This window comes from Spinactinospora alkalitolerans, from assembly GCF_013408795.1.
GTDB classification, from domain to species: Bacteria; Actinomycetota; Actinomycetes; order Streptosporangiales; family Streptosporangiaceae; genus Spinactinospora; species Spinactinospora alkalitolerans.
The window spans coordinates 1854497-1874708 of sequence record NZ_JACCCC010000001.1 but is presented as its reverse complement, the minus strand read 5'-3'; the positions used below and the strand labels follow the sequence as shown (position 1 = coordinate 1874708).

Here is a 20212-nt window from a genome sequence, read left to right as displayed (position 1 = left end):
GCTCCGGGTCGCCGGCACCGTGCGGACGCCCGCTGCGTCGGAGAGGTCATCCGGACGCCTCCCGTCCGGCGGCGGCCTCGTCGAGGACGGCGGGCAGCGCGCCGGTGAACTCCTCGATCTCGGCGCGCGTGATCGTCAGCGGCGGAGCGATCCGGATGACGTCGGGGGCGACGGCGTTGACGAGGAGGCCGTGCGCGGCCGCGCGGGCCTGCACCTCCGCCGCGGCCTGCTGCGACAGCCGGATCGCGCGCCACAGCCCGGCCCCGCGGACCTCGGCGACCAGCGGGTGGCCGATGGCGCGGACGCGTTCGGCCAGCAGCTCGCCGAGCTCGACGGCGTTGGCCAGCAGCTTCTCGCTCTCGATGGTGTCGAGGACGGCCAGCGCCGCGGCGACGGCGACCGGGTTGCCGCCGAAGGTGGAACCGTGGTCGCCCTTGGCGAACGCGGTCGCGTGGTCGCCGAAGCCCACGCAGGCGCCGATCGGCAGGCCGCCTCCCAGCCCCTTGGCGAGGGTCAGCACGTCGGGGACGACGCCGGCGCCCTGGTGCGCGAACCAGTGGCCGGTGCGGCCGACGCCGCTCTGGATCTCGTCGAGGACGAGGGCGGCCCCGGCGGCGTCGCAGGCGGCGCGGACGTCGCGCAGGTAGTCCCGCGGCGGGACGACCACGCCGGCCTCGCCCTGGGTGGGTTCGACGAACACCGCGATGCAGGAGTCGGTGACGGCCTCGCGCAGCGCCGCGGCGTCGCCGTAGGGGACGAACCGCACGTCCAGGCCGAAGGGTCCGAACGGCTCCCTGATGGCGGCCTTGCCGGTGAGGGCGAGCGCGCCGAGGCTGCGGCCGTGGAAGCCGGACGCGGCCGCGACGATGTGGTCGCGGCCGGGCCCGGCGGCCCGCTTGACCAGCTTGAGCGCCGCCTCGTTGGCCTCGGTGCCGGAGTTGGTGAAGAAGACCCGAGCGCCCTCGCCCGCGCCGCCGAGCAGGCCGATGAGCCGTTCGGCGAGCTCGACCTCGCCCTCGTGCAGGAAGAGGTTGCTGGTGTGGGCGAGCCTGGCGACCTGCGCCGAGACCGCCTCGGTCAGCGCGGGGTGGCCGTGGCCGAGCGCGGAGACGGCGATGCCGGCGATGAGGTCGAGGTAGCGCCGGCCGTCGACGTCCCAGACGTACCGGCCCTCGCCGCGCGCGAGCGCGATCGGCGGCGTGCCGTAGGTGGGCATCAGGGCGGCGTCGAAGCGCGCCTGCAGTTCCTCGGTCGCGCCCATCACCGCTCCTCTCCGTGGATGCCTTCGGGCCGGCCCAGCTTGCCGGCTTCGAGGATCTCGTCCACCACCATCGTGCCGATGCCCTCGTTGGTGAAGACCTCCAGCAGCATCGCGTTGGGGACGCGGCCGTCGATCACGTGGGCCTGGGGCACGCCGCCGCGCACGGCCCGCAGGCACGCCTCCATCTTGGGCACCATGCCGGAGGACAGCTCCGGCAGCAGCTCCTCCAGTTCGCCGACGGTGAGCCGGCTGATCAGCTCGGTGTTGGCCGGGTAGTCGGCGTAGAGGCCCTCGACGTCGGTCAGCACGATGAGCTTGCTCGCGTCCAGCGCCGCGGCCAGGGCCGCGGCCGCGGTGTCGGCGTTGACGTTGTAGACGCCCTCGTCGGAGCGGGCGACGCTGGAGACGACCGGGATGCGCCCGTCGTCCAGGAGCGTGCGCACCGCGCCGGGCTGCACCTCGACGACCTCGCCGACCATGCCGATGTCCACGGGCGTGCCGTCGACGATGGCCGGCTTGCGCTCGGCGGTGAACAGGTGGGCGTCCTCGCCGGACATGCCGATGGCGAACGGGCCGTGGGCGTTGACCAGGCCGACGATCTCGCGGTTGACCTGGCCGACCAGGACCATCCGGACGATGTCCATCGTCTCGGGCGTGGTGACGCGCAGCCCCGCGGTGAAGGAGGTCTGCACGCCGAGCCGGTCCAGGTGGGCGCTGATCTGCGGGCCGCCGCCGTGCACGACGACCGGGCGCAGTCCGGCGTAGCGCAGGAACACGATGTTCTCGGCGAAGCGGGCGCGCAGGTCGGGGTCGGTCATGGCGTTGCCGCCGTACTTGACCACGACGGTCTTGCCGTGGAAGCGGCTCAGCCACGGCAGGGCTTCGATGAGCGTGTTCGCCTTGTCGAGGGCGTCGATTCGCGAGTTCATGTGCTGTAGGCCGAGTTCTCGTGGACGTATTCGACGGTCAGATCGGTGGTCCACACGGTGGCGGCGTCGCTGCCGGCGGACAGGTCGACGGTGACGGTGACCTCCCGGGGCTTCAGGTCGACCTTGGAGCGGTCGTCGCCCACCGCGCCGCCCCGGCAGATCCACACGCCGTTGATCGCGACGTTGACCTGGTCGGGGTCGAATTCGGCGTCGGTGGTGCCCACCGCGGCCAGCACCCGCCCCCAGTTGGGGTCCTCGCCGTAGACGGCGCATTTGAACAGGTTGTTGCGGGCGACGGCGCGGGCCGCGGTGAGGGCGTCGTCCTCGCCGGCCGCCCCGACGACCTCGATGGCGATGGTCTTGGACGCGCCTTCGGCGTCGTTGACCAGTTGGCGGGCGAGGTCGTCGCAGATCTCGGTGAGCAGCGCCGCGAAGTCCGCCTCGTCGGGGACGGTCCCGGCGGCGCCGCTGGCCAGCAGCAGCACGGTGTCGTTGGTGGAGATGCAGCCGTCGGAGTCGATCCGGTCGAAGGTGACGGCCGTGGCGCGCCGCAGCAGGCGGTCGCACTGCTCGGCCGTGAGATCGGCGTCGGTGGTGAGCACCGCCAGCATCGTGGCCAGGGAGGGGGCGAGCATGCCCGCGCCCTTGGCCATGCCGCCGATGGTGTAGCCGGATCCGCGCTTGAACGCGATCTTGGCGACGCTGTCGGTGGTGCGGATGGCGTCGGCGGCGGCGAGGCCGCCGTCGCGCGCGGCCGTGCCGATCGCCTCGTCGGCGCCGGCCAGCAGCTCCGGCATCGGCAGCCGTTCGCCGATGAGGCCGGTGGAGCAGATCGCGACCTCGGCCGCGGAGTCCTCCAGCGCCTCGGCGACGCGCTCGGCCGTGGTGTGGGCGTCCTGGAAGCCCGGCGCGCCGGTGCAGGCGTTGGCGCCGCCGGCGTTGAGGACGACCGCGCGGACCCGGCCGCCGCGCAGGACCTGTTCGGACCACAGGACCGGGGCCGCCTTGATCCGGTTGCGGGTGAAGACCCCGGCGGCGGCGCGCGAGGGGCCGTCGTTGATGACGACGGCGACGTCGCGCGCGCCGTCGGCCTTGAGACCGGCGGCGACGCCGGCGGCTCGGAAACCGCGGGGAGCGGTGACACTCACGGTGCGACTCCTGTCAGGGGAAGTCCGGTGGTTTCGGGCAGCCCGAGCGCGATGTTCGCGCTCTGGACGGCGCCTCCCGCGGTGCCCTTGGTCAGGTTGTCGATGGCGGCGATCGCGACCAGCCGGTTCGCGGCCTCATCGACGGTGACCTGGACCAGCGCGGTGTTGGCGCCCAGCGTCATCGCCGTGGTCGGCCAAGTCCCCTCGGGCAGCAGGTGCACGAAGGGCTCGGCCGAGAGTCGTCGCTCGTAGGTCGTTCTGGCGGCCTGAACGGTGACACCGGGCTTGAGCGGAGCCGTACAGGTGGCGAGGATGCCGCGCGACATGGGCGCCAGCACCGGGGTGAAGGACAGGGTGACGGGGGTTCCGGCGACGCCGGACAGGTTCTGGACGATCTCGGGGTTGTGCCGGTGCGCGCCGCCGACGCCGTAGGGGCCGGCCGACCCCATGACCTCGCTGCCGATCAGATGCGGCTTGGGCGCCTTGCCCGCGCCGGAGGTGCCGGTGACCGCCACCACGACCACATCGGGTTCGGCGATGTCGGCGTCGAACGCGGGGGCGAGGGCGAGCGTGGCGGTGGTCACGTGGCAGCCGGGCACCGCGATCCGCCTGGCTCCGGCCAGCGCCTCCCGCCCGCCGGGGAGCTCGGGAAGTCCGTAGGGCCAGGTGCCGGCGTGCGGCGAGCCGTAGAACCTCTCCCATGCGGCGGAGTCGGCGAGCCGGAAGTCGGCGCCGCAGTCGACGACGAGGACGTCGTCGCCGAGCTGCTCGGCGATGGCGGCGGAGCGCCCGTGCGGCAGCGCCAGGAAGACGACGTCGTGCCCCGCGAGGTTGTCGACGCTGGTCTCGGCCAGGATCCGGTCGGCCAGCGGCAGCAGGTGCGGCTGGTGCTCCCCCAGACGGGTGCCCGCGCTGCCCCCCGCGGTCAGCGCCCCGATCTCGATGCCGGGGTGGGCGAGCAGGATGCGCAGCAGCTCGCCCCCGGCATAACCGCTGGCACCGGCGACCGCCGCTGTCCGTCCCATCCTTGACGCCCCCTCGACCGTGGACTCGACATGGACCATCATGCATGCTCTTGCAAAACTATGCAAGTTTCCGCATAAGGATCCCCCGAAAGCCGGCCGCCGCGGCGGGCCTCGTGCGGCTCGCCGCGGCGGCCGGCCGTCAGCCTTTGCTCATCAGACTCTGACCACTGCGTTCGCGGAGCGAGACGGGATCTCGGGGCCGGATCCGCCGCGCCGCCGGCGGCTCGCGCGCACTGCGGCAGCCGCTCTCTGGGCGAACCCGACCGTCGGACATCGGTCAGCGTCCCGCGATCCTTCCGGCCATCCGGGCCAGGGTGGAGGTGTGGGAGACGCGGTCGGCCTCCCTGCGGTCGGCGGTGCGGTAGAGGCCGTAGATCACCTGGGTGCCGACCCAGCGCAGCGGCTCGGGCTCCCAGCCGCGTACCCTGCGGCCGACCCACGGCAGCCGGGTCAGCTCGGTCTCGCGGCGCAGCAGGAGGTCGCGCAGGGTGCGCCCGGCCAGGTTCGAGGTGGTGACTCCGCTGCCGACGTAGCCGCCGGCCCAGCCGAGTCCGTCGGCGTGGTCCAGGCGCACGGTCGGGCACCAGTCGCGGGGCACCCCGAGGACGCCCGACCAGGCGTGCGCGATCGGGGCTTCGGAGGCCGCGGGGAAGAGCCGGGCCAGGGCGCGCCACAACTCGGCGATGGCCTGGGGCTGGGTGGCGCCGTTGTCGTCGTGGCCCGATCCGAAGCGGTAGGGCACGCCGCGGCCGCCGATGGCGATGCGGTCGTCGGCGGTGCGCTGGGCGTAGACGTAGGCGTGCGCGGCGTCGCCGAGGACCTCCCGGCCCTCCCAGCCGATGTGCTTCCAGGTCTCCGGGCTCAGCGGCTCCGTCACGATCATCGAACTGTTCATCGGCAGCCACTGGCGGCGCTGCCCGTTCAGGGAGGCGGTGAATCCCTCGGTCGCGCGGATGACGTGTTCGGCGCTGACCGTGCCGTGCTCGGTCACGGCCGCGGGGGCGGTCGCGCCGTCGCGCGGCCGGATCTCGGTGACGGCGGTGTCCTCGAAGACCTCGACGCCGAGCCGCTCCGCCGCCGCGGCGAGCCCGAGGGCGAGTTTGGCCGGCTGGATGCGGGCGGCGTGCGGGCTGTAGGCGGCGGCCACGGTGCCGTCGACGCGCAGGCGGGGCTCGTGGTCGTGTTCGAGCAGGTAGATGTCCTCGGGCCAGTAGCCCCACTCCTGCAGGTGGCCGACCTCCTCGAGCAGGCGGGCCTTCTGCGCCGGGTTGGTGGCGACCAGGCGCATGCCTCCCTTGACGATGTCGGCCTCGATCCCCTCCTCCCGCGCGACCTCGATGACCTCGTCGACGGAGGCCATCATGGCCCGCTGCAGCGCGATCATCGCGCCCTTGCCGTGCGACTCGGCGTAGCGCTCCCTGGAGCCGGCGAACTCCGCGGACAGCCAGCCGCCGTTGCGCCCGGAGGCGCCGAAACCGGCGAACTCCCGCTCCAGGACGGCGATGCGCAGGTCGGGTCGGGCCTTCTTGAGGTAGTAGGCGGTCCACAGGCCGGTGTAGCCGCCGCCGACGATGCACACGTCGTAGTCGGCCGATCCGGGGAGCGCGGGGCGGCGTGCGGGCAGGCCCGCCTGCCGGTACCAGAACGACACGCCGCCGTTGCGGAAGTGCGGTGAGCGGGGAACGGCCCGCATCTCGGCGGCGCTGGCGACGAGTTTCATTGGCCCCCCGGTCTCCTCACGGCTGATCTGCGACCTCTCGCCGGCCCGGGGCGGTGCGCGCGGACCACGAGCGGTCGCGAACAGGGTATCGGGAGGTTTCTGCGAGGATATGCGCGGTTGGCCGGGCGGCCCCGGGCCCCCGCCGACGGGGTTCCTCGGGGCTCCCTGATCGAACTCTGACTCCCGCGTCCGCGGGGTGGAACTTCAGGGATCGGACCTGCTGTGCCGCCGGCGCCGCGCGCACTGCGGCAGCCGACCCCCTGTGCGAGCGCGACCGTCGGACATCGGTGAGTTCACGGCCTCGCTCGGTTAGTCGGCGGCCTGCTCGCGGGAGTGGTCGCGCAGCATCCTGGCCTGCCGGGCGAACTGGCGCAGTCCTTCGGCGCCGAGCGTGCCCAGCACGTGTTCGCGCAGCAGGGCGATGTGCTTGGAGCGCGCCTGCTCCGCCAGCTCCAGCCCTTCGGGGGTCAGCGCGGCGTAGGTGACCCGCCGGTCCGACGGGCAGGACTGGCGGACCAGGTAGCCGTGGCGCTCCAGGCGGTCGGCGAGCTTGGTGAAGCCGCCGCTGCTCAGGGAGACCTCGCGGGCGAGCTGGCTCATGGGCAGCCGGTGGTCGGGCGAGCGCTGCAGTCTGATCAGCACCTCGAACCAGGGGCCCGACATGTCCTTGCCGCACGGGTCGATGCCGCGCAGCAGGACGGGCCCGGTGGCGCTGAGCGCCTCGTGGAACAGGCCCCAGGCGGTGATCAGGTCGTCGTCGCGGATCTCCCGGACGCCGCCTTCACTCGGTTGCGATGTCATGTTCCCTCCCCCGGCCGGCTCTGAGCAGCCGACTTTTTAGCATACCAAGGAAATATCTTCCTCGATAACTAAGGGGGCGGCCGCTCCGCCGGGGGAGGTCGCCGGACCGGGCGGGCGCGGCCCGCCCGGCGGTTCTTCAGTCGACGTGGCGCTGGGCCACCGCGTCCAGGCTGGCCCGGAGCGTGGACACCAGGTGTTCGATCTGCTCCCAGGCGATCACCAGGGGCGGCGAGATCAGCAGCGCCGTGGGGACCGCCCGCAGCACCACGCCGCGGGCCCGGCTCTCCTGGAAGATCTCCGCCGTCGTGATCCCCGCGGCGAGCGCCTCCTCGGTGAGCTCCACCGCGGCCATCACGCCGACGCCCGAGCGGACCTCGCGCACCATCGGGTGCGTGGCCAGCGTGCGCACGGCCGAGTCGAGTTGCACCTCGATCTCCCTGCTGGCCGTGAACAGGTCCTCGCGCTCCAGGATGTCGAGGTTGGCCAGGGCCGCGGCGCAGCAGGTCGGGTGCCCGGCGTAGGTCGTCCCGTGGTGCAGGGGGTGCCCGGGCTCGTTCCAGAACGGCTCGGCCACCGCCCCGCTGACGATGACGCCGCCGAGGGGGAGGTAGCCGCTGGTGACGCCCTTGGCGAAGACGATCATGTCCGGGCGCACGCCCCAGCGCTCGATGCCGAACCAGTTGCCCAGGCGGGCGAAGCCGCAGATGACGCTGTCGACGACGAACAGGATCCCGTAGTACTCGCACAGGGCCGCCACCCGCGCGAAGTAGTCGGGGCCCGGTGCGTACACCCCGCCCGCGCCGATGACCGGTTCGGCGAAGAACGCCGCGACGCGCTCCGGCCCGACCCGCAGGATCTCCGCCTCCAGTTCCTCGATCGAGTCGTGGGCGACAACGGAGGTGTCGGTGACCAGCGGGCCGTAGCCGGTGCGGAACCGGTCCATGCCGATGATGCTGGTGCCGAAGCCGTTGAGGCCGTGGTAGCCCCCGGTGCGGCTGATCAGGTGGACCCGTTCGGGCCGTCCCCGGACCGCCCAGTACTGCCGGGCGACCTTGGCCGCGGAGTCGATCGCCTCTCCCCCGCCGCAGGTGAGGATGACGCGCGGATCGGCCACCGGCGCGTGGGAGGCCAGCCGCTCGCTGAGCTCCAGCGCCGGCGCGTTGGCGAAGTCGCCGTACACGGCGTAGGCGTCGAGCCTGCCGAGCTGGCGGTGGACGGCATCGGCGATCTCGGCGCGCCCATGCCCCACGTTGCAATACCAGAGACTGGCGGTGCCGTCGAGGTAGCGGTCACCGTTGTCGTCCCAGAGCCAGACGCCCTGGGCCTCCGACACCACGAACTTGGGTCCCTGAACGACCTTGTTCATATCGGAGAAGGTGTGCCAGAAGCGGCTGGGCTCCAGCTGCTCCAGTGGACTGCGGGCATACGAAACCACTGTTTCGGTCATAGAGCGACCTCCGAGCCAGGTTGTGCGGAAAACGCACAAAAAACGCCGAATGAAACAGCTGTTCCGCGAAGGCACATGACCCTGTATCGCGGCAGATGTCTGCACACTAAATTCTCAGGAGCCGACCCCGCAAGAGACGAAACGGGAATTAATTCCCCGATTTACACGGGCCATGCCGGGTACCCCGGCACCCAGCCTCCAAAACCCTTGCCCAACAGGGAAAACAGGACGAAAAAAATGTTTCGAGAACACGGATGAGGGCTGCCGTTCGCGGCCGGAGACGCCGGCCGCGCCCCACGGCGAGGCCCCGCCGACCCGAGTCGGGTCGGCGGGGCCTCGGGCCGGGGGGAGGCGGTCAGGGCCGGGGCGCCCGCGCCGCCGCGACCGTGCGCATCGCGCCCTCCCCCGACGGGTCGGTGATCATGGCGCGGTCAGCCTCGCAGGGCGGCTCCGGTGCGCTCCGCCGCGGCCGCCACCGCCGCGTCGCGCGCCGCCGTGGCCTCCTCCGCCGTCAGCGTGCGGTCGGAGGCGCGGAAGCGCAGCGAGTAGGCCAGCGACTTGCGGTCGGCGCCCACCTGCTCACCGGTGTAGACGTCGAACAGGCCGACGCTCTCCAGCAGTTCGCCCGCACCGGAGCGCAGCGCGGCCTCGACCTCGCCGGAGGGCACCGACTCGTCCACGATCAGCGCCACGTCCCGGGTCGCCACCGGGTAGGTGGAGACCTCGGGGGCGATGACCTTCGCGCGCGCCGCCTCGACCCGGTCGAGCTCGACCTCCATCGCCACGGTGCGCTCCGGCAGGCCGTAGGCCTTGATGACGCGCGGGTGCAGCTCACCGGCGTGGCCGACGAGCATCTCGCCGTCGGCGCCCTGCGTCCCCACCGCGTACAGCGCGGCGCAACGGCCCGGGTGCCACGGCGCGTGCCGATCGGCGCGCACGACGAGGTCGACGCCGGCGGCACGGCCCACCTCGCGGGCGGCCTCGATGGCGTCGGCCCAGATCGCGGGCCGCCCCTGGCCCCACCAGCCGGCGGGCTCGCGGGCGCCGGCCAGCACCGCCGCGATCCGGCGCGGCTGCTCGGGGATCGCGGCCTCCACCGAGGCGAGCTCCTCGGCGGTGGGGCCGCGGTCCACGCCCAGCATCGGGGCCGTGGCCGGGGCGTCCGGCCCGGGCCGGTAGACCAGACCCGTCTCGAACAGCGCGACGTCGCCGAATCCGCGGCCGACGTTGCGGACCAGGGCCTTCAGCAGCCCCGGCAGCAGCGTGGTGCGCAGCAGCGGCTCGTCGTCGTTGATCGGGTTGGCCAGGCGCAGCGCCAGGCGGCGGTCGTCACCGGACTCCAGTTGCAGTGCGTCGAAGTCGCGCTCGCCCGTGAACGGGTAGTTGAGGACTTCGACGAAGCCGGCCCCGGCGAGGGCCCGGCCCACGGCGCGGCGCAGCCGCTGGCCCGGCGTCAGCCCGCGGCCGGCCGGCGCGCGCGGCGGGATCGAGGGGATGTTCTCGTAGCCCTCGTAGCGGATGACCTCTTCGGCGAGGTCGTTGGGGTCGGTGAGATCGGGGCGCCACGACGGCGGGACGACCCGCAGCACCGCGCCCTGCTCCGCCTCCTCGACCCCGCAGCCCACCTGCCGCAGCCGGTGTGCGGCGGTGCCGGCCGGGTAGTCCACGCCGGCGATGCGGCTCGCGTGGTCGGCCGGGATCGTGATCGGCTCGCGCGGCTCGCTCAGGTCGACGTGGGTGACCCCCGGCTCGACGGTGGCGCCGCCCAGCTCGGCGAGCAGCGCGACGGCGCGGGTGGCCGCCGCGAGCTGCACCTCGGAGTCGATCCCGCGCTCGAACCGGCGCGAGGACTCCGAGGAGAGCTGGTGCCGCCGGGAGGTGCGGGCGATGTGGGTGGCGGCGAAGTGCGCCGCCTCGATGACGATCTCCGAGGAGGTCTCGCTGATCTCCGTGTCCAGACCGCCCATGACGCCGGCGATGTTGATCGGCCCGGACTCGTCGGTGATCAGGATGTCGTCGGGGTCGAGCTCGCGGACGACGTGGTCCAGCGTCTCCAGCCGCTCGCCCTGCTCGGCCCGGCGCACCTCGATGGGGCCGCGCAGCCTGGCGCGGTCCCAGGCGTGCAGCGGCTGGCCGAGCTCCATCATCACGTAGTTGGTGATGTCGACGGCCAGCGAGATGGAGCGGACGCCGACCATCTGCAGGCGGCGCTGCATCCACAGCGGGCTCGGCGTCTGCGCGTCGAAGCCGGTGACCCCGCGCAGCACGTAGCGCGAGCAGATCGCGGGGTCGGCCACGGTGGCGGGGTAGCCCTCGCCGCCGGAGCGGGGCGCCTCCGTGCTCTCGGCCGGATCCCGGAAGGCCACCCCGTAGACCACGGCGGCCTCGCGCGCGACGCCGCGCATGGACAGGGCGTAGCCGCGGTCGGGGGTGACGGCGATGTCGAGGACGTCGTCGCGCAGCCCCAGCACCTCGAAGGCGTCGGCGCCGGGCTCGGCCGCGCCCTTGGGCAGCACGATGATGCCGGAGTGGTCGTCGCTCACGCCCAGCTCGGCGGCCGAGCAGATCATGCCCTCCGACACCTTGCCGTAGGTCGTGCGGGCCGAGATGGCGAAGCCCCCGGGCAGCTCCGCGCCGGGCAGTGCCACCACGACGCGGTCGCCGGCCGCGAAGTTGCGGGCGCCGCAGACGATGTTCTGCGGCTCGCCGGAGCCGTTGGCCCCGCCGACGTCGACCCGGCAGTAGCGGATCGGCTTCTTGAACCCGGTGAGCTCCTCGATCTCCAGCACCTCGCCGACCACGAGCGGGCCGGTGACGTCGGCGCCGAGCTCGTCGACGGTCTCGACCTCCAGGCCGACCGCGATGAGCCGGGCCGCCAGGTCGCGGGCGGTGACGCCGGCCGGCAGGTCGACGTAGTCGCGCAGCCAGGAAAGGGGGACGCGCATCAGATCTCCATCCCGAACGCCGAGGTGAACCGGACGTCACCTTCGACCATGTCGTGCATGTCCCGGACCCCGTGGGCGAACATCAGGGTCCGCTCCACGCCGATGCCGAACGCCCAGCCGCTGTAGCGCTCGGTGTCGACGCCGGCCGCCGTGAGCACCCGCGGGTTGACCACGCCGCAGCCGCCGATCTCGATCCAGCCCTCGGAACCGCAGGTGCGGCAGGACGCGTCGGGGTTGCCCACCGAGGCGCCGCGGCAGACGAAGCACTCCATGTCGACCTCTGCCGAGGGCTCGGTGAAGGGGAAGTAGGACGGGCGGAACCTGGTCTTCAGGCCCTCGCCGAACATCCGGGTGACGAACGCGTCGATCGCGCCGCGCAGGTGCGCCAGCGTGATGCCCTCGTCCACGACCAGGCCCTCCAGCTGGTGGAAGACCGGGCTGTGGGTGGCGTCGAGCTCGTCGGTGCGAAACGTCCGGCCGGGGACGACGACGTAGACGGGCGGCTCGCGGTCCAGCAGCGAGCGCACCTGCACCGGCGAGGTGTGGGTGCGCAGCACCAGGCCCGAGTCGGCGCCGTCGGGCCCCTCCACGAAGAACGTGTCCTGCATCGTGCGCGCGGGGTGGTCGGGCAGGAAGTTCAGCGCGTCGAAGTTGAACCACTCGGCCTCGACCTCGGGCCCCTCGGCGATCTCGAAACCCATGCCGACGAAGATGTCGGCCATCCGCTCGGCGATGGTGGTCAGCGGGTGCCGCGCGCCGCGCGGCGCGCGGCCCCAGGGCAGCGTGACGTCGACGGACTCCTCGACGAGGACGCGCGCGTCGCGCTCCTCCTCCAGTTCGGCCTGGCGGGTCTTGAGCGCCTCGGCGACGTCGCGCCGGGCGCCGCCGACGCGCTTGCCCGCGTCGGCCCGGGCGGCCGGCGGCAGGGCGCCGATCTCGCGGTTGGCCAGCGCCAGCGGAGCGCGGTCGCCCGCGTGCGCGAGGCGGACCTCTTTGAGCCCGGCCAGATCGGCGGCCCCGGCGATGGCGGCCAGCGCCTCCTCGCGCATGCGGGCGACCTCGTCCGGGTGCAACGGGGTCACCTCGACGGGATCATAGGAATTGTTCGGTGCAGACATGGTGGTTGCCTCGCCGCCCACGCGCGCTGCGGGGCGGCCGTCACGGTCCACCGCCGACGGGCGGCGGACTCAAGCCGACAAGGAAGCCGTGGTATCGCCCGCCGTCCGAGGTCGTCTAGACGAACTCGGGGGTGCCGGCGGGCACGGTAAATCGGAACTCCGCGCCACCGCTGGGCGCGCGGCCGACCGTGATCGTGCCGCCGTGGGCCTCGATCAGCCCCTTGACGATGAACAGCCCCAGGCCGGTGCCACCCCGGCGCTTGTTGCGCCAGAACTGGCGGAAGACGCGCGGAACGGCCTCGGGCGCAATGCCCTCGCCCTCGTCGCGCACCGACACCGCTGCTCCTCCCTCGTGCGGCTCAATCACAATGGTGACAGTACCAGCGCCGTGTCGCACTCCGTTTTCCACCAGGTTGGCCATGATCTGCTCGAGCTTGTCGGCGTCGAGCCAGAGCTCGGGCAGCCGGCCGCACACCTCCAGGCGGAACCGGTCCTCGGCTTCGCCTGCGGCCACCCGCCCCGCGATGACCTTGCGGGCGCGTTCGGCGAGGTCCACGACCTGCCGGTGCAGCTCCAGCCGGCCGGATTCGATCCGGGAGACGTCCAGGAGCTCGGCGATCAGCCGGGTGACGCGGTCGGCGTCGGCGTTGACCGTCTCCAGCATGAAGAGCTTCTGCTTCTCGGTGAGCCGGCTCCACTTGTTCAGCAGCGTGGCCGTGAATCCCTTGACGCTGGTCAGCGGGGAGCGCAGTTCATGGGCGACGGTCGAGACGAGGTCGGCGCGGCTGCGCTCGCTGCGCGCGCGGTGGGCGGCGTCGCGCAGCGTCACGACGAGCCGGGTGACGTCGCCGCAGCGGCGCTCGCGGACGTAGCGGGCCGACATCAGGACCTCGCGGTCGTCGGCCATCAGCAGGAGGCGTTCGGGCTGGCGGGTCCGGGTGCGCAGGCCGCCGTAGGGGTCGGTGCACTTCCACCAGTCGCGCCCGTCGGGGTCGTGGAGTGGGAGGGCGTCGCGGAGGTCGCGCCCCAGGGTCGGGCCGGTCGGCAGACCCGTGAGGCGGGCCGCCATGCGGTTGAAGACGATCACCCGACCGAGGTGGTCGGCCACGATCAGTCCGTCGGGAAGGTCCTCGGCAGAGAGCGATCCCGCGTGCCGTGTGGCACCGTCCGCCGACTGGTCGCCACCCACGACCGCCTCCAAAACCATATGTGAACATCCGCCGCTGAAGTGCGAAACCGCCCGTATTTGTGTGCCGTGCGCCGCGCCCGTTCCCGCCTCGTGCGCCACCGGCGTCCGACCGGACGGCGCCACCGAAGGTCATTACCCGCTGTTTGCATTCGCTACGCGCCGGAGCACGTACCTGGACCCGCATGATGCGTGACAAGCATCAGCGAGCGGAACCGACGGAGCAGCCTCACGTGAGGAAACGAGCGTATCGGCAACTGTGGGTAGGCGAGCAACCCGGCAAGCACCACGTTTTCCGAGAATTCGGTGACGAACGGGTACAGCGCGTAGCCATTGACGGATACCGCCGGGTGCGGACCAGCGAGGACGCCGCGCTACCCGGATCGGGGGTCACTACGCGCCTCGCGCATAACCGCGCGGCCGCGGCGCGGCCGGGTGGAGGACCGCCGGCGGCCGGGCGCCGATCGGGTCGTCCGCCGCAGCGCCCCCGGACGGTCGGGAGCGGGATCAGCGGCTCGCGGCCTCGGGCCTCCGCTGCTGGCGCGCCGTGGTGTAGAGGCAGACCGCCGCGGCCGTGGCGAGGTTGAGGCTTTCGGCTCCGCCGTAAATGGGGACGCTGACGGCCCCGTCGGTCAGCGCGACGGTCTCCTCCGGCAGCCCCCACGCCTCGTTGCCGAAGACCCAGGCGACCTTGTCGGCGAGCGCCCCGGAGTCGGCCGCGTCGTCGAGGGTGCTGCCGCCGCTCCCGTCGGCCGCCAGGACGCGCGCGCCGGAGGCCCGCAGGTGCTCGACCACCTCGTCGATGCGCGGGCCGACGACGATCGGCAGGTGGAACAGGCTGCCGGCGGAGGCGCGCACGCACTTGCCGTTGTAGGGGTCGACGGAGGCGTCGGTGAAGACGACGACGTCGGCCCCTGCAGCGTCGGCGGTGCGCAGCACCGTTCCGGCGTTGCCGGGGTCGCGGACGTGGGAGAGCACCGCGGCCAGACGGACGCCGGTGGCATCGGCCAGCGGCACGTCGACGAAGGAGCAGACGGCGAGCAGTCCCTGGGGGGTCACCGTCTGGGCGAGCTCGCCCATGACCTCCATGGTGACCCGGTGGACCGGGATCTCCGAGGACGCGGCGGCGCCGACGAGGTCGGCGTGGCGGTGCGTGGCCTCGGCCGTGGTGTAGAGCTCGTGCACGGTGCCCGGTCTGGCCAGCGCCTCGCGCACGGCCTGGGGGCCTTCGGCGAGGAACCGCCGTTCGCGCTGCCGGAAGGCGCGCTTGGCGAGCCGACGAGCCCCCTTGATCCGGGGGGAGCGGATGCTCGTGAACTCGTGGCTCGCCATCGATCGTGCCGCTTCGCCGCTTTAGGCCGCGGACTGCGCGGGGGCCGGCAGCGCCTTCTTCGCGGTCTCGACGAGCGCGGCGAACGCGGCCCCGTCGTTCACGGCGAGCTCAGCGAGCATACGGCGGTCGACCTCGATGCCGGAGGCCTTGAGGCCCTGCATGAACCGGTTGTAGGTCAGGCCGTTGGCGCGGGCGGCGGCGTTGATGCGCTGGATCCACAGCCGGCGGAACTGGCCCTTGCGGTCCTTGCGGTCCCGGTAGGCGTAGGTCATCGAGTGGAGCATCTGCTCCTTGGCCTTGCGGTACAGGCGCGACCGCTGGCCGCGGTAACCGCTGGCGCGCTCGAGAACGACCCGGCGCTTCTTCTTGGCGTTGAGAGCCCGCTTCACGCGTGCCACTGGAACTCCCTCATGAGTAGCCGGCGCGCAGAAATCGCGCACCGGGCGGCCTCGGTCGGTTCAGCGAACCGGCCGGCCGGTTGGAACGTATGCCTCCACCTGCGTGGAGATCAGCCGGGGTCGGCCGTGGTCACCGCCTCGGGCGAGACGGATCCTCGTTAGGAGGCGTCTAGCCGAGCAGCTTCTTGATCTTCTTGGCGTCGGCCGGAGCGAGCACCACCTCGGAGCTGAGGCGGCGGGTGCGCTTGGTCGGCTTGTGCTCCAGAAGGTGGTTCTTGTTGGCGCGGCGACGCATGACCTTGCCGGAGCCGGTCACCCGGAAACGCTTGCTGGCTCCACTGTGCGATTTGTTCTTCGGCATTGTCGCCGTCGTCTCCTTCAGCTACTTCATCGGCGTGCCGCCGAAGACCGGCGGCACGGATACTGAAACGCTCTGCTGCGCGAGGCGACCGGCGCTCACGGGTCGGGACCACGTGGCCGTGCGGCGCCGACTCGCGCTGTGGCGGGGCGGCCGGGCGGTGCCGCGGCCCGAAGGCACGCGGCGGCCCACCCGGCTCCCCGCTGTTCACGGGCGAGGACCGATGGTCGGGGCCGTCACCCGGGGACCTGAGGGGTCAGCTCCCCTGCTCGGCCCCCGCGGCGGGACGCGGCTCGCGCGAGCCGCGGGACCGGCCGCCCCCTGCTGCGGCGCGCGCCTCGGCCTTGTGCTCGGAGCGGCGCTTGTGCGGACCGATCACCATGACCATGTTGCGGCCGTCCTGCTTGGGCTGGGACTCGACCTGACCCAGCTCCTGCACGTCCTCGGCCAGCCGGCGCAGCAGGCGGAAGCCCAGTTCCGGACGGGACTGCTCCCGGCCGCGGAACATGATCGTCACCTTGACCTTGTCGCCGCCCTTGAGGAACCGCACCACGTGACCCTTCTTGGTCTCGTAGTCGTGCGGGTCGATCTTCGGGCGGAGCTTGATCTCCTTGATGATCGTGTTCGACTGGTTCTTGCGCGACTCGCGCGCCTTGACCGCGGACTCGTACTTGAACTTGCCGTAGTCCATCAGCTTGGCGACCGGCGGCCGGGCGGTCGGCGCGACCTCGACGAGGTCGAGATCGGCCTCCTGGGCGAGTCGGAGGGCGTCGCCCACGGGGACGATGCCGACCTGCTCGCCGTTGGGTCCGACGAGTCGGACCTCGGGAACCCGGATGCGGTCATTAATGCGGGGCTGCTCAGCGCTGATGGGACCCCTCCCTAATCTTTGTCGAGTTCTTCATGTGTGGGGGGTCGCCCGGGCCCGTGAGCCAACGCAAAAACCCCGCCAGCGGGTGCAAGCGGGGTGATCCACCGGAAGGACGCGATGACGGCGGCCCCGGAGGAACCGCCTGCGCGCCGCGACGCGGATTGCGCGGGCCGCGCGGTGAACGCGTGGACCGCATCCGCATCGTGTACCGGAACCTACGTGGGTGTTGCTCCCCGCAGGTGGGAGGATCGGCCTCCGCTTACGTGTCCGCCGCCCGAGGGCGCCGGATCAGGTTCGTCCGCTAACTCTACCAAGAAAACGGACCGATCAGGACACGGGCGTCGCCGGCTTCGACACCGGCGCCCCGAAGTGTGACAACACCCCCGAAACGACCGCTATTCCCACTCCTTCTCGCGGCGGGCGAGCTCGGCCTCCCCCGCCGCGCGCATGGCCGCGACCGGTGCGGGCGCGCGGCCGGTCATCAGCTCCACCTGGGCGCCGGCCTGGTGCAGCAGCATCGGGAAACCGCCCACCACGGTGCCGCCCGCGGCGGTGACGGCGCGCGCCAGGGCGGTCGGCCAGTGCGCGTAGACGACGTCGAACACCGCGGCCCGACTCGCCGCGACCGCGGGCGCGTAGGCGTCGGCCGCGCCGGCCGGAACCGTGGAGACGACCAGGTCCACGTCGAGGTGGGTGTCGATCTCGCTCAGCGGGGCGAATCCGATCGCCGCCGACATGCGCTCGGCCGCCTCGGCCAGCTCGGCGGTGCGCCCCAGGTAGCGGGCCAGGGCGGTGACCGCCCCCGGCTCGGTCGCGCCCAGTTCGCGCACCGCGGCCAGCGCGGAGGCCGCGGTGGCCCCCGCGCCCAGGATCACCGCCGAGCGCACGGCGTGCACCCCGGCCTCGCGCAGCGCCGCCACGATGCCGGCCACGTCGGTGTTGTAGGCGTGCCGGCGGCCGCCGCGGAAGACCATGGTGTTGGCCCCGCCGACGGCGGCGGCGGGTTCCTCGACCTCGTCGGCCAGGGACAGCGCCAGGCGTTTGAGCGGCATGGTCAGCGACAGCCCGGCCCAGGACTCGTCGCAGCCGTCCAGGAACGCGGCCAGCCCCGCCTCCTCGCACTCGAACCGCTCGTAGCTCCACTCCCGCGCGATGCCGAGTTCGGCGTAGGCGGCCGAGTGCAGCACGGGCGACAGCGAGTGCGCGATGGGCGAGCCGAGCACGGCCGCGCGCCGCACCTTGCCCTGCGGGTCCGCGCCGGTCCCGGCGTCGTCGGCGTCATCGCGCACGGCCCGGGATCCGTTTCCGCCGGGATCGGCGGGGAAGACGGTCACCACTGGTCACTCCTGCTGGCTCTGGTTGAACTTCTCCACCAGCTCCCAGAACTCGGCCTCGGTCTCGGCGAACTCCGTGACGCCGTTCTCGGGATCGGTGGCCACGAAGAAGAGCCAGTCGGTCTCGGCCGGGTCGAGCGCGGCGTCGATCGCGTCCGCGCCGGGGCTGACGATGGGGCCGACGGGCAGGCCCTTGCGGAAGTAGGTCTTGTACTCGCTGTCGGAGGCCTCGCAGCGGTCCTGCTGGTCGGAGTTCATCGCGATGCCGTACTCGCCGATGGCGTAGAAGCAGGTGCTGTCCATCTTCAGCTCCATGTCCGCTTCGAGCCGGTTGTAGACCACGCTCGAGATCTCGGGCATGTCCTCGACCCCGCCGGTCTCGGCCTGCACGATGGCCGCGATCGACATGACCTCGTTGGGGGTGAGGTCGGCCTCCTCGGCGCGCCGCTCCAGTTCGAGCTCCTCGACCACCTGCTTGTAGCGGTCGACCATCTGGGCCAGCACCTCGGTGGCGTCGGCGCCGGGGTCGAAGGTGTAGGTGGCGGGGAACAGGTAGCCCTCGGCCCCTTCCGTGGCGTAGTCGGGCAGGTCCAGCGACTCGGAATCCTGGTAGGCGGCCTCCAGCTCCTCCAGCGGGATCCCGGTGCCCTTCGCGGTCTCCTCGAGGATCTCGGTGGAGCGCAGGCCCTCGCGGATCGTCACCTGGGCCGCGATGCGCGAGGAGGGGTCGAGCAGCAGGGACACCGCGGCGTCGGCGCTCATCTCGGAGCGCAGCCGGTAGGTGCCCGGGGCGAGGCTGTCGGCGTCCTCGCCGCGCAGGGCGTTGGTGAACGCCCGCACACTGGCGACGACGCCCGCCTCCTCCAGGGTCGTGCCGACCTCGGTGCCGGTGTCGCCCTCCTCGACGACGACCTCGACATCGCCGGTGCCCTCGCCCTCGAAGTCCGGCGGGATGAGGTAGGTGCGCAGCAGCGTGTAGCCGCCGGCACCGGCCGCGCCGACGAACAGCACGATGACCAGCACCGCGGTCAGCGGGGCGAGCCTGCCGCGCCTGCGGCGGCGGCTGGAGCGGCGCCCGTCGCCGCGCCGGCCCCGGGAGCGGGACTCCCGGCGCCGCTGGGAGCGGCGGCGCGGGGGCTCGTCCTCGTCATCGTCGTCCTCGAACGGGAGGTCCAGGAGCTCGGCGGGCTCCTCCTCGGGCCCGGCGGCGCGGGAGCGGCGGGAGCGCCGCCCGCGCGGCTCGGGTCCGGCCTCGGCGGACGCCCGTCTGCGGCCGCGGGCGGGGAGCTCCCCCGTTGCGGGCTCGGACCGGTCCAGGGGGTCACCGGCCTGCGACTCGGTCCCGCGACGACGGCGGCCCCTGGGCGGGGCGTCGTCCTCCGGGGCGGACCCGCGGTCGGGGGACGGGGGCGGCTCGGCCCCGCGGCGTCGGCGGCCCCTGGGCGGGGCGTCGCGGTCGGGGGCGGGATCCGCGGCGGCGCGGCCGCGTTCGCGCTCCGGGCCGCCGGGCGCGGGCCGGGGCAGGTCGCGGTCGGCGTCGAGGGCCGGATCGGGGCGGCGGCGCCGGCCGCGGGGCCGGTCCAGGACGGGGTCGGGCTCCGGGGCGTCGGCGGGAGCGGGATCGGCCCGCCTGCGGCGGCCGGCACGACCGTCACCGAAGGACTCCGGGCCTCGGGACCATCCGTCCTGCTCCGGAACGGTGCCCTCGCGCCGCTGCCGCAGCGGCGCGGGTTCGCGCATCCAGGGGTCGGAGTCGGGATCGGCCGGACCCTCGGCCGTCCCCGTGGAGTGCCGGCCGTGGCGCGCCCGGCGCGGGCGGTCTCCGTAGCGGCCGCTGTCGTTGTCGCTCATGCCGTCACCTCAACGAGTTCGCCCGGGACCCGGCCGGTGCTGCGCTCGGCGTCGAGTGCGCTCTGCAGCAGGACCGTCGCCGCGGCCTGATCGATCACCTCGCGGCGGGCGCGCCCGCCCTGAGCCCCCCGCTTGCCGAAGGAGGCCCCCGCGTGCAACTGGCTCTGCGCGGTGACGGTGGTCAACCGCTCGTCCACCAGCCGTACCGGCACCGGGGCGAGCCGGGCCGCCAGGGCCCGGGCGAAGGAGCGGGCGCCGCGTGCGGCGGGCCCCTCCTCGCCGGAGAGCGACGCCGGGTAGCCGACGACGACCTCGCGGGCCTCGTGTTCGAGCACCAGCTCGGTGATCCGGTCGAGATCGCCCCTGCCGCGCCGGACCGTCTCGACCGGGGTCGCCAGCGTGCCGCTGGGGTCGCTGCGCGCGACCCCGATGCGCGCGTTGCCGGGGTCGACCGCGAGACGTACGCCGTGCCTCAACGGCCGGGCTC

At 73.1% G+C, this 20212-nt stretch carries 17 protein-coding genes; all 17 read right to left on the bottom strand.

The genetic code is table 11. The features are described from left to right. Positions 1 to 46 precede the first annotated feature (46 nt). Positions 47 to 1261 carry an acetylornithine transaminase gene (locus HDA32_RS08340; RefSeq protein WP_179642645.1) on the bottom strand — a complete coding sequence of 405 codons (1215 nt, stop codon included), beginning with the start codon at positions 1259 to 1261 and terminating at the stop codon, positions 47 to 49. Beyond that, on the bottom strand, positions 1261 to 2190 hold the full coding sequence (argB, locus tag HDA32_RS08335; RefSeq protein WP_179642644.1) for an acetylglutamate kinase: 930 nt from the start codon (positions 2188 to 2190) through the stop codon (positions 1261 to 1263). The genes HDA32_RS08340 and argB overlap by 1 nt, the downstream gene beginning before the upstream one ends. Further along, positions 2187 to 3338, bottom strand: coding sequence for a bifunctional glutamate N-acetyltransferase/amino-acid acetyltransferase ArgJ (gene argJ, locus HDA32_RS08330; protein ID WP_179642643.1), 1152 nt, complete (start codon positions 3336 to 3338; stop codon positions 2187 to 2189). The genes argB and argJ overlap by 4 nt, the downstream gene beginning before the upstream one ends. Beyond that, positions 3335 to 4363: an N-acetyl-gamma-glutamyl-phosphate reductase gene (gene argC, locus HDA32_RS08325; protein WP_179642642.1), complete on the bottom strand. Its 1029-nt coding sequence runs from the start codon at positions 4361 to 4363 to the stop codon at positions 3335 to 3337. Before argC ends, argJ begins: the two co-directional genes overlap by 4 nt. A gap of 277 nt (positions 4364 to 4640) precedes the next feature. Continuing rightward, positions 4641 to 6083, bottom strand: coding sequence for an NAD(P)/FAD-dependent oxidoreductase (locus HDA32_RS08320; RefSeq protein WP_179642641.1), 1443 nt, complete (start codon positions 6081 to 6083; stop codon positions 4641 to 4643). 309 nt (positions 6084 to 6392) lie between these two features. Continuing rightward, the gene (locus HDA32_RS08315; protein ID WP_179642640.1) at positions 6393 to 6884 is read right to left on the bottom strand and encodes a MarR family winged helix-turn-helix transcriptional regulator; all 492 of its coding nucleotides are present in this window, start codon (positions 6882 to 6884) and stop codon (positions 6393 to 6395) included. Positions 6885 to 7020: 136 nt separating this feature from the next. Beyond that, positions 7021 to 8250 carry an aminotransferase family protein gene (locus HDA32_RS08310; protein ID WP_179646553.1) on the bottom strand — a complete coding sequence of 410 codons (1230 nt, stop codon included), beginning with the start codon at positions 8248 to 8250 and terminating at the stop codon, positions 7021 to 7023. Positions 8251 to 8762: 512 nt separating this feature from the next. Next, a complete protein-coding gene (gene pheT, locus HDA32_RS08305; RefSeq protein ID WP_179642639.1) occupies positions 8763 to 11276 on the bottom strand; it encodes a phenylalanine--tRNA ligase subunit beta in 2514 nt (837 codons plus the stop codon). Next, positions 11276 to 12394 carry a phenylalanine--tRNA ligase subunit alpha gene (gene pheS, locus HDA32_RS08300; protein ID WP_179642638.1) on the bottom strand — a complete coding sequence of 373 codons (1119 nt, stop codon included), beginning with the start codon at positions 12392 to 12394 and terminating at the stop codon, positions 11276 to 11278. Before pheS ends, pheT begins: the two co-directional genes overlap by 1 nt. 115 nt (positions 12395 to 12509) lie before the next feature. After that, entirely contained in the window at positions 12510 to 13601 is a 1092-nt protein-coding gene (locus tag HDA32_RS08295; protein ID WP_179642637.1) for a sensor histidine kinase, read from the bottom strand. Between the two features lie 486 nt (positions 13602 to 14087). After that, positions 14088 to 14912, bottom strand: a complete 825-nt coding sequence (locus HDA32_RS08290; protein WP_179642636.1) for a TrmH family RNA methyltransferase — start codon at positions 14910 to 14912, stop codon at positions 14088 to 14090. Between the two features lie 21 nt (positions 14913 to 14933). Further along, the gene (gene rplT / locus HDA32_RS08285) at positions 14934 to 15311 is read right to left on the bottom strand and encodes a 50S ribosomal protein L20 (protein ID WP_179642635.1); all 378 of its coding nucleotides are present in this window, start codon (positions 15309 to 15311) and stop codon (positions 14934 to 14936) included. A 169-nt stretch (positions 15312 to 15480) separates the two neighbouring features. After that, a complete protein-coding gene (gene rpmI, locus HDA32_RS08280) occupies positions 15481 to 15672 on the bottom strand; it encodes a 50S ribosomal protein L35 (protein WP_179642634.1) in 192 nt (63 codons plus the stop codon). Positions 15673 to 15925: 253 nt separating this feature from the next. Then, positions 15926 to 16540, bottom strand: a complete 615-nt coding sequence (gene infC / locus HDA32_RS08275; RefSeq protein WP_179646552.1) for a translation initiation factor IF-3 — start codon at positions 16538 to 16540, stop codon at positions 15926 to 15928. Between the two features lie 395 nt (positions 16541 to 16935). Next, complete coding sequence (locus HDA32_RS08270) at positions 16936 to 17778, bottom strand: shikimate dehydrogenase (protein ID WP_179646551.1); 843 nt, start codon at positions 17776 to 17778, stop codon at positions 16936 to 16938. A gap of 102 nt (positions 17779 to 17880) precedes the next feature. Beyond that, on the bottom strand, positions 17881 to 19725 hold the full coding sequence (mltG, locus tag HDA32_RS08265; protein ID WP_179642633.1) for an endolytic transglycosylase MltG: 1845 nt from the start codon (positions 19723 to 19725) through the stop codon (positions 17881 to 17883). Next, a complete protein-coding gene (gene ruvX, locus HDA32_RS08260; RefSeq protein WP_179642632.1) occupies positions 19722 to 20201 on the bottom strand; it encodes a Holliday junction resolvase RuvX in 480 nt (159 codons plus the stop codon). The genes mltG and ruvX overlap by 4 nt, the downstream gene beginning before the upstream one ends. Positions 20202 to 20212: the final 11 nt, after the last annotated feature.